The organism is Paraburkholderia sp. WC7.3g (assembly GCF_050436345.1).
Classification (GTDB): Bacteria; Pseudomonadota; Gammaproteobacteria; order Burkholderiales; family Burkholderiaceae; genus Paraburkholderia; species Paraburkholderia podalyriae.
In genome coordinates, this window is the sequence record NZ_JBNDMA010000004.1 from 1,530,139 (window position 1) to 1,542,850 (window position 12,712).

Consider the following 12,712-nt stretch of genomic DNA (forward strand, 5'->3'; position numbering starts at 1 on the left):
CCCAAGGAATCAATGATGATCAGTTTCAACCCAGATAGCCAATCGGCAACCTCCTATGCGCACGCACAGAACAACCAGGTCGGCGCGGGTGGAACCATCTTCGCCTACCGCGAACTGGGCCAGCACGGCGGCATCCCGCTGATCCTGCTCAACCACTGGGGCGCCGTGCTGGACAACTTCGACCCGCGCATCGTCGATGGCCTGGCCCGCAAGCATCGCGTTATTGCGATCGACTACCGGGGAATCGGTTTGTCCGGCGGCATCACGGCCGTGGACGAGATGGCGCGCGACACCGTCGCGCTCATCCGCGCGATGGGTTTCGATCAGGTCGATCTGCTCAGCTTTTCGCTCGGCGGGTTCGTGGCCCAAGACGCGGCGCTAAAGGCGCCAGACCTCGTACGGAGGCTCATTCTCACAGGCGCGGGGCCCGCGGGCGGTCAGGGCATCGATCGCGTCGGTGCCATGTCCTTGCCACTGATGCTTAAGGGCCTGCTGACGCTGCGCGATCCCAAGACCTATCTGTTCTTCACCTCCACGGCCAAAGGCCGGCTGGCAGCAAGTGCATTCCTGGAAAGGCTTAACGAACGCAAGGCGGATCGCGACAAGGGGCCGACACCCCGCGCCTTGCTTCGCCAGCTCAAGGCGATCAAGGCCTGGGGCCAGCAGAGATGAAAGCAGTACCATTTCATAAGACAGGCGGACCCGAAATGCTGGTTTATGAGGAGGTGCCAGGTCCCATGTTCGCCGACGATGAGGTTCTCAGCCCCCCTCGCGATACAACGACAAACCGGAATCGCATCAACATGAAAGCACTTACATTCAAACGCTATGGCAAGTCGCCCGAGATCGGGTTCGCCGAGGTCGCCCGCCCCACGCTAAAACCAGACGAACTGCTGGTGGAGGTCCACGCTGCGGGATTGAACCCGATCGACAACATGATTCCGACGGGAATATTCAAGCCCGTCTTGAAGTTCCAGCTACCGGCCACGCTCGGTAGCGATCTTGCCGGCATTGTGACCGAGGTTGGCAGCCGCGTGACACGCTTCAAGAAAGGCGATGCCATTTTTGCCAGCCTGTTCGATCTTGGCACAGGATCGATCGCCGAATTTGCAGTGGTGCCGGAGAGCGCCGCAGCGCTGAAGCCGGTTAATCTGGGCTTTGTGCAGGTGGCCTCGATTCCAATGGTCGGGCTCACTTCGTGGCAAGCCCTGAAGGAGCGCGCCAATCTCCAGGCGGGTCAGAAGGTGTTCATCCCTGCGGGGTCCGGCGGTATTGGCACATTCGCGATCCAGCTGGCAAAACACTTTGGCGCCAAGGTGGCAACGAATACCAGCACCGGAAATGTTCAACTCGTGAGCAGCCTGGGCGCAGACGAGGTGATCGACTACAAGAAGCAGGAATTCGAGAAAGTGCTGCGCGGCTACGACGTGGTGCTCGGCACGATCAGGGGTGACGCGATTGAAAAATCCATCGGCATCCTCAAGCCGGGGGGCAAGATTGTCTCTCTCATCGGTCCGCTGGATGCAGCGTTCGCCCGCGCTCGCCGGCTGAACTTTATTCTGAGATTTGTATTCGGGCTAATGAGCCGCAAGATCATACGGCTCGCGAGAAAGCGGAACGTCACTTACTCATTCCTGTTCGTGCGCCCCGATGGTAGCCAACTGTCCGAAATTGGCGAGCTGCTCAAGTCAGACCGCATCCGTCCTGTGATTGACAAGGTATTTTCCTTCGAGCAGGCAAAGGAAGCGCTTGAATACCTGGCCCTCGGACGCGCGAAGGGCAAAGTTGTCGTCAAGATCAGGTGAAGTGCCAAATGTTCGACTGCGGATGAGCTTGCCACATCTAAAAGCAGGCCTGTCCGTACGCCTGCAGACAAGCAGATCAGAAATCCCTGGGCTCCTGCACGGACACAACGCTGACGTCACCGCCATACTTTCCGCGTGGTGTCGCCCTGCTCAAAGTCGGCGGCTCAGATCTCCTGATTATCGACTTCAACGCCCAAGCCCTGCACGAATCGTCAACCGCAGCCTAAAGCTGATACAACTTCGAACGCAAACGCAATAGCAATTCATGTATCCGCTTGTGCGGCTATTGGCTTGGTGCTGCCACCTTTCGATGCGTTCGCGTTTGATGCCCGTTAGCTGGCTCCGACACCGGCCCCTCAAGGAATGCATAGGGGCCGGCATCGAACCTAGGCCCGAGGAGCTTTACACGCTCTACCCTCCACTTTAAGCACCATGATCAGCGCATTTGCGCATGCGCGCGGCCATTGCCCCGCTTCACTGTGTTCGCACGTGACGGTCCGTAGCGCGTTCAGTATCCCGACATCTTTATCCCGCCAGTCTCGTGATTGCTGCCCGACTGCCCGCTTGTTCCCGCAGGCGGAACTTCTGGATTTTTCCGGTCGCCGTCTTCGGTAATTCGCCGAAAATCACCCGACGCGGGCACTTGAAATGCGCCAGTCGTTCACGACAGAACGAAATCACATCCTCCTCGGTAGTGTTCAGCGCATCCGGCTTCAGCTCGATGAATGCACAAGGAGTCTCGCCCCATTTGTCATCAGGCTGCGCGACCACGGCCGCGTTCAGGACGCCCGGCATGCGGTAGATGACCTCCTCCACTTCGACAGACGAAATGTTCTCCCCACCGGAGATGATCACGTCCTTGGAGCGGTCCGTGATCTGGATATAGCCGTCAGGATGGACGACGGCCAGATCTCCAGTATGGAACCAGCCGCCGGCGAAGGCCTTTGCGGTTGCGTCGGGATTCTTCAGATATCCCATCATCACCGTATTCCCCCGAACCATGACCTCACCGCAAGACTTGCTGTCGGCAGACACCGTCTCGAGCGTCTCAGGATCGGCGACCGACATTTTTTCGAACGCTGCCGCACGTACACCTTGCCGCGCTTTCAATTTCCCTTGCTGCTCCGGCGGCAACGCGTCCCACTCGTCATGCCATGCACAGCTGATCGGAGTGCCGGAAATCTCAGTAATCCCAAAGACGTGGTCGACATCGAAACCCATCGCGCCAACGGCCTCGAGAACAGCGGCTGGCGCCGGCGAGCCGGCTGTTAGAACCCGCACCCGGCGCGGCAGCGGCTGCCGTTCTGAATGAGGCACGCTTGCGAGGCCGGACAGGACGATTGGCGCCGCACAAAAGTGATCGACGCCATGTCTGACGATGGCAGAAAGAACATTGGCAGCATTGACCTTGCGCAGGCATACATGCGTTCCGGCCGCGGCGGTAATCGCCCATGTGAAGCACCAGCCATTCGCATGGAACATGGGAAGCGTCCACAAATAAACCGGCGCGCGCGGGAGCGGCCAGTTCGTCATCTGCAACAGGCTCATCAGGTAGGTGCTGCGGTGGCTGGGAACGACGCCCTTCGGATCCCCGGTTGTACCCGACGTGTAATTCAGGGCAATGGGCGTCCACTCATCGACCGGGTGGCGACCGGCAAATGCCGGATCGCCGCTCGCCAGCAGCGACTCATAGTCAGTTTCCCCGATGGCGGGGCCGTCAGGCGCTTCGTGATCGTTGATGTCGATCACGCGCGGAGGGTTGGAAACCGACTGCAATGCTTTCTCGACCAGCGGAGCAAATTCGCGATCTACAAGCAGGAGCTTGCATTCACCGTGGCCCAGAATGAATGCGACACCGTCCGAATCGAGGCGGCAATTGACGGCATTGAGCACAGCCCCTGACAGAGGCACGCCAAAGTGAGCCTCAAGCATGGCAGGCGTGTTGGGCGCGATGATCGACACGGTATCGCCCGGTTCGATCCCCAACTGAGCGAGCGCCGACGCAAGGCGATAGCAACGCTCGCGGGTTTCGGCCCACGTCTGGCGGAAGTCGCCATGAATGATCGCGGTCCGATCCGGATAGACATCGGCGGTTCGATCGAGGAAGGTCAATGGCGTCAATGGAACGTGGTTTGCCGCGTTCTTCTCAAGTCCTTGAGAATAGGCCTTTGCACTCATGACTTTGTCTCCGTTCATTCTTCGTAGAAAGTAGTGAAATCGCCGACTGGGCTGCGCTCCGTGACGAGCGAGTTCTCGATGCAACTGGGATCCGCATAACCCAGGCTCATGCCGCAGACCAACATGTGATTGTCGGGAATGGACAGTTCGTCAGCGATGACACGGTGGAACTTGTTGAAAGCCGCCTGCGGGCAGGTGTCGAGGCCCCGCGCCCGGGCAGCGATCATGACGCTTTGCAGGAACATGCCGGTGTCCAGAAGACTTCCTTCACGCATGACCCGGTCAACCGTGAAAAACAGGCCTACGGGCGCATCAAAGAAGCTGTAGTTGCGGCCGTGCTGGACGTGCATCCGCTCCTTGTCCCCCTTCTGGATGCCCAGCAGGCCGTACAGATTCCAACCGACCTCCCGCCGGCGGTCCACATACGGCGCGATCCATTCGCGCGGGTAGTAATCGTAGGGCTCCTCCAGGTCTGAACTTCGTGCAGGATCATCATTGATCTCGTTGATGGCAGCAGACAGGCGGGACTTCATCGTGCCTGTCACAACATGCACATGCCAGGGCTGGATGTTGACGCCGGTTGCGCTGAACCGCGCAACGTCGAGGATGGACTCGACTTCCTCGCGCGGAACCGGTATGGGCAGGAAAGCACGGACGCTGCGCCGGGTGACGAGTGCCCAGTCGACGGCTCGGCTGACGTCGGCAAACGAGCTGAAAGGAGGAGGAGATAGACGGTCCATTTTTTTCGGCATGTTGAAAATTTGCTGCGACCTGGACTTGGTGTTTTTTCGGGCGGAGAGTCCGTAACAGCCGCGCTCTTCACACGAACGAACCTCGGCCATGAAGCCGCGTATGGTAGAGACCTCAGCGCCCTGCGCTACCCTGAACTACGGCGACAGGCGCGCCGGCTGAGCGGAATGAGTCGGCACGTGTCTGGTTGATCAGCGTCACCGCCGCCGCACCGATGAGGCCAGCCAGACCGATTGCCATGAAGTTCTGTTCAAGCGGCAGCTTCAGGGAAACGAGCCAACCGATGAGCACCGGTGCCACGATGGCGCCGATCCGGCCCACGCCAGAAGCAAAGCCAACACCGGTAGACCGGATCGCATGAGGATAGAAGTCACCCGCATAAGCATAGGCAAGCAGTTGCGTACCAAGCGTCGATGCGCCGACAACGAATACGACGACAAACAACGACACGGTCGACTTCGTGTAGCCCATCAGCGACAGCGCAACCGCCCCGACGACGTAAAACGCAATCAGCACCCTCCTGATGTTGACCTTGTCGCTGAGCCAACCACCAAAAATCGCACCGGCGATGGCGCCGACGTTGAAGACGATCACGAAGTTCAAAGCTGAACCCAGGCTGAATCCAGCCATTGCCATCAGCTTGGTCAACCAGGAACTGAGTGCGTAGACCATGAAAAGGCCGGTCATGAACGCGACCCAGATCATCGTCGTACTGAAGCCCCGCCCATCCTGGAAGAGGCGTCGCACCGAAGCGTCCTTGCTTTTATCCGCCGAAGATCCGGCAAAGTGCTCCTGACCGCTCATCGGACAGTCGGGCACCAACCGCTTCACCACGGCGCGCAGTTCTTCATGCTGGCCGCTTTTAACCAGGAAGGACATCGAATGGGGCATCGTTTTGATGATGAACGGAATCAGCAGGACAGGCAGGCCTGCGGCAAAAAAGACGGATTGCCAGCCGTAGCTGCCGATAAGCTGCTTTGCAGTCAGCGCCACGAGAATTCCGCCAATGGAATACCCCGCGAACACCAGCGTCACCAACCGCGTGCGCAGGGCGTTCGGCGAAAATTCTCCCATCTGTGCGGTGACAATTGGCAAGACCCCGCCAATGCCCAGGCCAGCGATGAATCGCGTCATGCTGAAGGCGATGGGATCGCTGGTCAATCCAGCCGCTGCGGTAAAAACGCTGAACAGCGCGACGCAAACACAGATCATCATTGGTCGGCCGAAACGGTCAGCCAGCGTACCAAGGAAAATGGCCCCGAGCATCACGCCAAAAAGTGCCGATCCGGCCATGATGCCAGCCCTGGTCGCGTCAATGCCCATGTCCTTCATGATGGATGGCAGCGCTGCGCCCACAACGGCAAGATCGTAGCCGTCGAGTATCAACATCAACAGACACCAGAACAGGATCAGGGTGTGAAAGCCATTGAATCTCGCCTCACCCGCGAGCGAGTGCACGTCTATCTGGTTCATTTTGTCTCCGTCGGTTTTATGTCGTGCGTGAGGTCCACGCGACTCCAAATTGCGCTCCCGATGACGCGGCCTTTGCCGCGACTCCGACAGACCTTGGGTACGGTGCTGTAGCCAGTGTCGGGCGGACGAAGCGGGTAGTCCATGTCCATCAACTTCAATTCTGATGAGGTCGCCGGACACCTGCGTTCGCCGGCATTTCCGCGCAGCCGGCGGATCCCGGCGCGACCTTGAACGAAGTCGTTCGCTGGACTTGCCGTTTCAAAGGAATGTGTTGGCGGACCGGCTGTAACCAAGGCGCAGGCGGTGGACCGTATGCGCCCGGTCGGGTTAGTGCTGGCAGGGTGGCCGTAACCGACGCTGCCAGCCGCTATGAACGGGCGAGCTGCCAGCCCGACTAGTTCGAACACACGAAGCTGGTTGCAATATTCTGGTCGCCACCGACGTATTTTGGCCACTGTGGGTACTCGCACATGGGTCGGGTACGTCCAGCGGCTGGCGGAGCAAGATCGGTGATAGTGAGATTATGAGGCTCGATCCCTTTCGTGACCCAGTTATCCAGTGCCGTCAGACCATCGTATGAACCACCGAACTGTCCGCCGGAACCATGCGCCGCGCCCGGTACCAGGTAAAATTTCAGAAACTGACCCAGTGGCCCCTGCCCGAACCTGGATACCAGACGGTTATAGTAGTCAATCGACAGTTGAGCTGGAATGAACTGGTCTGATTGTCCATGTTGGAGAATGATCTTGCCACCGCGACTTTGGAATTGAGTCAAGTCAGTGCTCGTGCTATCCATGAGCGCGCTCACCGCCTGGATACGCGCGGCAAGCGGTCCCGGGCTGGTAGGGTCGAAATTGAGAATGCTCAAGCCAGGATCGCGAGCGACCGCAAATCGGAGCATGTCATTGGAGAACGTGTAATAAAACGCGCTTTTTCCGAAGACCCCGGGTTCGATTGTGGCATCGGTGGCTGACGCGCCCCAAGCCAACGAGTTTGACCAAAAGTCCGCACCGGCGAATACGTTGTATGGTGGAAAAGTTTGAATTCCGTTCGCCAGATCAAAGCTGAAAGTAAGCGGTGTCCCAGCGGTGGACATTGTATTGATTTGCGCGTCGGACAGGCACGTGTCACCGGTGTCGACTCCGCCGGGGCAGCGAATCTGCTTTGGATCGAACACGCACGCTGAAGGGTTACTAACAATGCCGTCAGCCACGCCATCCAAAGCGTCACATTGTTCCATGACTGCGGCCAGAAGTGCCTTGCCTTTAGCCGGGGTGACGTATCCTCCTGGCGCCAGGAGCGATCGCGAGATCCTGCCCATCTGGAGCCATAGTCCCGTAATTCCCGACGCGGGAAATGTCGAAATGATACCGTCGTAGTCCTGTGGAAATCGTTGCGCGGCGATCAGGCCTTGTCGTCCGCCGCCCGATCCACCAATAAAATAGCTGTGCACAAAGGCCGAGCCATAACGTGTCTTTGCGATGTACGCCGCAAAATCATGCGTCTTCTTGATGTGGTCGCCTGCGTAATTAGCGAGTGCCTCATCGTTTTCTGCGAACTGACCATCGAAGCTCGTTCCCTCATGCCCGCTGTCGCTTCCCAGAGTCACGTAACCTCTGCGCAGCGGCGTAGTGACGCCTGCTGGCTCTGCGCCGACCAGGAAACCATCGAGAGGAGAGCCTTCCGTATCGGGGATAGCGCCGTCAAACCCTCCGCCGCCAAAGTGAACGGATTTGCCGTTGAAGTTAGTCGGAAGGTCCACCTCCGCGCGAATATCTGGCGCATTGAATTCCACCGGATGAATACTGCCTAACACTTTACAATATTCGCCATTGGTGTTGCCGGAATCCGTATCGGCGACGAGCGTCGCTGATACGACAGTGGCACCGGTTGTCGGCAACCCGATCGAGGCGGCCGGAACGGTCATGCCAGCCAACGCACTGCACATCGCGGCTGGCGTCTTCACCGCGGCATTTGCAGAGGGGGAGTCATGGCCGCCGCCGCAGCCCGATATCGCAACAGTTGAAACCAGTAACAAGGCACTCGTTGTTTCCCAGCTTCGGCCGCTTCTTAACTGAATTTGCATTCTCGTCTCCGTATAGTTGTCACCGCCGTATGAACTTTCCGATTCCGGGCGATTTTTCCTTTCTTCCGCTGCTATGCTCGTGAGGCGTTTGTGCGAAACGACGCGCCACATCCTTTGGACTCCGGTAACGCTTCACTTCTCTTACCGCAGCAACCAGGTGCGTGGCCGCTACGGGACCGGTCCTGTACTTCCTGCAACTGGACGTGACCCTGGCGCCACACGCGACTGCAGTGTCAGCCTGGTTCAAATGGCGTTCCATGTCCGCCGACCTCAATTTGAATGAGGTCTGTAGACAGGCTGCTCTTTCTTCGGCGTTTGCACGCGATTAACCATCGCCCTGAGGGTCGGCTGCGTGTCAGTGGTGTGGGTTCCGGAGTCGCACGCCTATGCGCAATCCGATCAGGCGGGACTGGTTGTGCTTGAGTGGCCTGAGTGTGCGAACTCAGCTTTGCGCGGCGCACAGTCTGAAAACGGGACTCGAATCTGCCGACCGATCAGGGCTGCGAACAAATATGTACGAGCCAACTGCGCCGTGACTACCGTCGCAGTTCTACACCGAAGAAGTCGCCTTGCCATGGCGGTACATTCCGGGGCTGGCCCCCGTCCACTTCCTGAAGGCCCTATGAAACGCACTGGTCTCCTGAAATCCGGTCCGTGCAGCGACTTCAGCGACCGTGAGAGAACTGCTCGAAAACAGGTCGATAGCGATGTCGCGGCGCAATTCGTCTTTCAGTTGCCGGTAGTTGGTGCCCTCGGCCACCAGGCGGCGCTGCAGCGTGGCCGAGGACTGATTGAGTAACTGCGATAGCGTCTCGAGGTCGGGCCAGTCGTCGGGAATCTGGTTGCGCAACCGGCGCCTTATCAGGGCAGTAGTGCTGGATTCGTTACGGTACTTCACCAGGATGTTTGCTGGTGCCCCCTGCAGGAATGCGCGCAGGCTCGTTTCCGTCTCCGTCAGTTTGAGGTCGAGGAAACTGCGATCGAACCGAATCAGGGTCTCCTCTGCGGCGAACGTTACATCCTCGCAAAAGCGCATGCGATAGTCGCTGTCATCGATTGGTGCGGAAGCGCGAAATCTCATCTCGATCAGCGGAATCCGTCTGCGTGCCAACCAGCACGCAAGGCCGTGCACGAGGATGAACCACGTCCCGTAGGCAAACAGGCGGCGCGTGAGCCCATCATCATGCAGGACGATCAGTGCATGCTCGCCTTCGCAGCGTAGCTCCCCATGAATGTCGTCGAGAACCACGCGCAGAAACTTCAGCATGCGACGCAGCGCGTGTTCCAGGCTTTCTGCATGCAGCACCGCGTGGCACATCAGCGCGTAACTGCCCCGGCGAAGTGGGTGGCTGTCCAGACCGAAAAACTCGTCGTCCATCAGCTCCGCCAGAGCCGCCCACAATCGCGAAAAGGCTAGCGCGGGCACGCGGGCTCTCGGGGCATTCAACAATTCTGCCGGGATGCCGGCATGCTGTAGTGCTACGGGCACATCCAGATTACGTTGCGTAGCGACCAGAATCGCTTCACGCACCAGGCTGATGGAAGTCGTGCCCTTGTCTTGAGCGTCATGCATGGTCAGGTTCCGCCTATCAAGGTGCACTGATGTTAATCGTTGCAAGGCGCAATTGAAACGTGGGACGGCTGGGCGCCGGCGGTCTTTCGCCAGCATGCATTGTTGCCGAGATCGGCGACCTTTTCGATATGTCCAAAAGGTTCATGCATGTCGAGGTCTATGGACATGGGCCAACTCAAAGGTGCCGCTTACGATAACCAGCCAGTGGATCATCGCGAACGTAGCTTTGCCGGCGCCGGCCGTGCAGCAACGTGCCGGCCATACAAATGGGCGCTCGAGGGCGCACCGACGAGTTCCCGGTCCGTGCTGGCAGGCTTATCGCCCGGGTGCGCTGTGCGTCGGAGCCAACACTCAGGAGAGGGAAATGCAGGTTCAGGATAAAGGTTTCGTCGTGACAGGCGGCGGTTCCGGTCTCGGCGCCGCCACGGCACGCCGCCTTGTCGCGGGCGGTGCCAGAGTGCTGCTGGTAGACCTGGACCAGGACGCGGGTGCCGCGCTGGCGGCGGAACTAGGCTCCAATGCCCGCTTCATCAGGGCGGACGTGTGCGATGCCGTCAGCGCGGAGCATGCATTGGCCGCGTTCCGCGACACCTTTGGCACGCTCCACGGCCTGATTAATTGCGCTGGCGTTGCACCTGCCGAGAAAGTGCTTGGCCGCGAAGGCCCGCATCGGCTCGAGAGTTTCGCGCGCACCGTTCAGATCAACCTGATCGGCGCCTTCAACATGGTCCGGCTGGCCGCAGCCTGCATGATCGAGAACATGCCCGACGCCGATGGCGAGCGTGGAATCATTATCAACACCGCTTCAGTCGCGGCCTTCGATGGCCAGATCGGGCAAGCGGGCTACGCTGCCTCCAAGGGTGGCGTGGTGGCGATGACGCTGCCCATCGCGCGCGAATTGGCGCGCCACGGCATTCGCGTGGTCGCCATCGCCCCTGGGATCATGGAGACGCCAATGCTCAAAGGCATGCCTACGGAAGTGCAGGACGCGCTCGGAAAGATGGTGCCTTTTCCCGCGCGCCTCGGACGACCCGACGAATTCGCGGAGCTCGCGCTGCATATCGTAGGAAACACCTACCTCAACGGCGAGGTGATTCGCCTTGATGGCGCCATCCGCATGGCGGCCAGATGATACGGCGTGCGGAGCAGTCATCGTGATGCTTGCAGCCGCTCGCTGCGCCTGACTTGAGTCGCCGAGCCCGAACATGGTCAGCCAGGTTCGGCCAGGCCGATATCTTTCCTCACCCCCTTGCAACGCCGCCATTGAGCGGCGGATGGAGACTCGCATGCCTACCTCTTCAACTTCCGATGATCCCGTCGTCATCGTCGGTGCCGCACGCACGCCGCTGGGTGCCTTCCAGGGCGACTTCGCCTCGCTGACGGCGCCGCAGCTGGGCGCCAACGCGATCCGTGCCGCTGTGCAGCGGGCCGGGCTGCAGCCGGAAGCTGTAGACGAAATACTGATGGGCTGCGTGCTGCCCGCTGGCCTGGGCCAGGCGCCCGCACGTCAAGCGGCGCTGGGCGCCGGGTTGCCGCTGTCGGCGGGCTGTACAACAGTCAACAAGGTCTGCGGCTCCGGCATGAAGGCCGCCATGCTGGCGCACGACCTGCTGCTGGCCGGCAGTCAACAGGTGATCGTGGCCGGTGGCATGGAATCCATGAGCAACGCGCCGTACCTGCTGCCCAAGGCTCGCTCGGGCCAGCGCCTCGGGCACGGTCAGGTGCTGGACCACCTGTTCTTCGATGGACTGGAGGACCACTACGGCTCGGCCTCCGACGGCCGCCTGATGGGTACCTTCGCCGATGACTGCGCGCGCCACTTCGGCTTCACGCGTGAGGAGCAGGACGCCTACGCTTTAACCTCCACGGTGCGTGCAAAGCAGGCACAGCGCGACGGCCTGTTCCGGTGGGAAATTACGCCGGTGACCGTGCCCGGCCGCAGCGGCGAGAAACTCGTCGACGACGACGCAGCGCCGGCGAAGGCACAACTGGACAAAATCCCCACCCTCAAGCCCGCCTTCGGCAAGGACGGCACCGTCACGGCGGCCAACTCCAGTTCGATCTCCGATGGTGCAGCGGCGTTGGTGATGATGCGCGAGTCCACCGCACGCGAGCGTGGACTGGCGCCGCTGGCGGTTATCCATGGACACGCCACGCACTCACAGGAACCGGCCTGGTTCACTACTGCACCCGTGGGCGCGATTCAGAAGCTGCTCATCAAGGTGGGATGGCAGGTCGACGATGTCGACTTGTGGGAGATCAACGAGGCCTTCGCTGTGGTGGTCATGGCCGCGATGCGCGAACTGTCGCTGCCGCACGAGCGGGTGAATGTGCATGGTGGTGCCTGCGCGCTGGGTCATCCGATCGGCGCGACGGGCGCTCGCCTCATCGTGACGTTGCTGGGGGCGCTTCGCCACCGCGGTGTCAGGCGTGGCGTGGCGGGCCTGTGCATCGGCGGTGGCGAGGCCACGGCCTTGGCGATCGAGGTCGTCTGAACGACATCGTTGCTACTTGGGAGTAGATCCAATAGCCGCTACCCTCCGTCGGGCGCTGTCACGTTGCTGACTCCATGACGAGATATCGGCAAGGACAGTCGTGTCTCAGAACACGGTGGACGGAGCTTGGGCAATGCCGATGAAGAGACGCCACGCTTCAAATCGCGCGGCGAGCTGTTTGCGATAGAGCGAGGCGCTCAGCAGATGACGCTTGAACGCGAAGTGCTGGCGGATCGGACCGAAGCACGACAGGAATGACTGCGTGCGTTCGGGCAAGCGAAACCCTCGCATCCGGCGCTCGCGTGGTGACCATGATGCCGGCGTTCCTGGTAGTCGGCCTCGGCGTGAATGC

At 60.1% G+C, this 12,712-nt stretch carries 9 protein-coding genes and 2 pseudogenes; 4 read left to right on the top strand and 7 right to left on the bottom strand.

Annotation, left to right across the window (positions count from 1 at the left end; translation table 11 throughout):
• Positions 1 to 15: 15 nt before the first annotated feature.
• Positions 16 to 666 (top strand): annotated as a pseudogene (locus OKW43_RS40640) (alpha/beta fold hydrolase); the annotation flags it as partial.
• A 137-nt stretch (positions 667 to 803) separates the two neighbouring features.
• On the top strand, positions 804 to 1,805 hold the full coding sequence (locus tag OKW43_RS40645; protein WP_187638571.1) for an NADP-dependent oxidoreductase: 1,002 nt from the start codon (positions 804 to 806) through the stop codon (positions 1,803 to 1,805).
• Between the two features lie 525 nt (positions 1,806 to 2,330).
• On the opposite strand, the gene OKW43_RS40650 is transcribed toward OKW43_RS40645, so the two are convergent.
• The 6 genes from OKW43_RS40650 to OKW43_RS40675 all read right to left on the bottom strand — a co-directional run bounded on the left by OKW43_RS40650 (position 2,331) and on the right by OKW43_RS40675 (position 9,865).
• Positions 2,331 to 3,983 carry an acyl-CoA synthetase gene (locus tag OKW43_RS40650; protein ID WP_429454435.1) on the bottom strand — a complete coding sequence of 551 codons (1,653 nt, stop codon included), beginning with the start codon at positions 3,981 to 3,983 and terminating at the stop codon, positions 2,331 to 2,333.
• A gap of 14 nt (positions 3,984 to 3,997) precedes the next feature.
• Positions 3,998 to 4,723 (bottom strand): nitroreductase, encoded by a 726-nt coding sequence (locus OKW43_RS40655; RefSeq protein WP_429454769.1) that lies wholly within the window; start codon positions 4,721 to 4,723, stop codon positions 3,998 to 4,000.
• A gap of 124 nt (positions 4,724 to 4,847) precedes the next feature.
• Complete coding sequence (locus OKW43_RS40660) at positions 4,848 to 6,206, bottom strand: MFS transporter (RefSeq protein ID WP_429454437.1); 1,359 nt, start codon at positions 6,204 to 6,206, stop codon at positions 4,848 to 4,850.
• A 394-nt stretch (positions 6,207 to 6,600) separates the two neighbouring features.
• Positions 6,601 to 8,292, bottom strand: a complete 1,692-nt coding sequence (locus OKW43_RS40665) for a tannase/feruloyl esterase family alpha/beta hydrolase (RefSeq protein ID WP_187638568.1) — start codon at positions 8,290 to 8,292, stop codon at positions 6,601 to 6,603.
• Positions 8,293 to 8,311: 19 nt separating this feature from the next.
• Entirely contained in the window at positions 8,312 to 8,551 is a 240-nt protein-coding gene (locus tag OKW43_RS40670) for a transposase (RefSeq protein ID WP_187638567.1), read from the bottom strand.
• Positions 8,552 to 8,842: 291 nt separating this feature from the next.
• Positions 8,843 to 9,865 carry an AraC family transcriptional regulator gene (locus tag OKW43_RS40675; RefSeq protein WP_429454440.1) on the bottom strand — a complete coding sequence of 341 codons (1,023 nt, stop codon included), beginning with the start codon at positions 9,863 to 9,865 and terminating at the stop codon, positions 8,843 to 8,845.
• A 364-nt stretch (positions 9,866 to 10,229) separates the two neighbouring features.
• On the opposite strand from OKW43_RS40675, the gene OKW43_RS40680 reads away from it, so the two are divergent.
• Both OKW43_RS40680 and OKW43_RS40685 read left to right on the top strand, forming a co-directional pair.
• Positions 10,230 to 10,997, top strand: coding sequence for a 3-hydroxyacyl-CoA dehydrogenase (locus tag OKW43_RS40680; protein ID WP_429454442.1), 768 nt, complete (start codon positions 10,230 to 10,232; stop codon positions 10,995 to 10,997).
• 154 nt (positions 10,998 to 11,151) lie between these two features.
• On the top strand, positions 11,152 to 12,360 hold the full coding sequence (locus OKW43_RS40685) for an acetyl-CoA C-acetyltransferase (protein ID WP_429454444.1): 1,209 nt from the start codon (positions 11,152 to 11,154) through the stop codon (positions 12,358 to 12,360).
• Between the two features lie 105 nt (positions 12,361 to 12,465).
• Here the strand turns inward: OKW43_RS40685 and OKW43_RS40690 are convergent.
• Positions 12,466 to 12,663 (bottom strand): annotated as a pseudogene (locus OKW43_RS40690) (IS6 family transposase); the annotation flags it as partial.
• Positions 12,664 to 12,712: the final 49 nt, after the last annotated feature.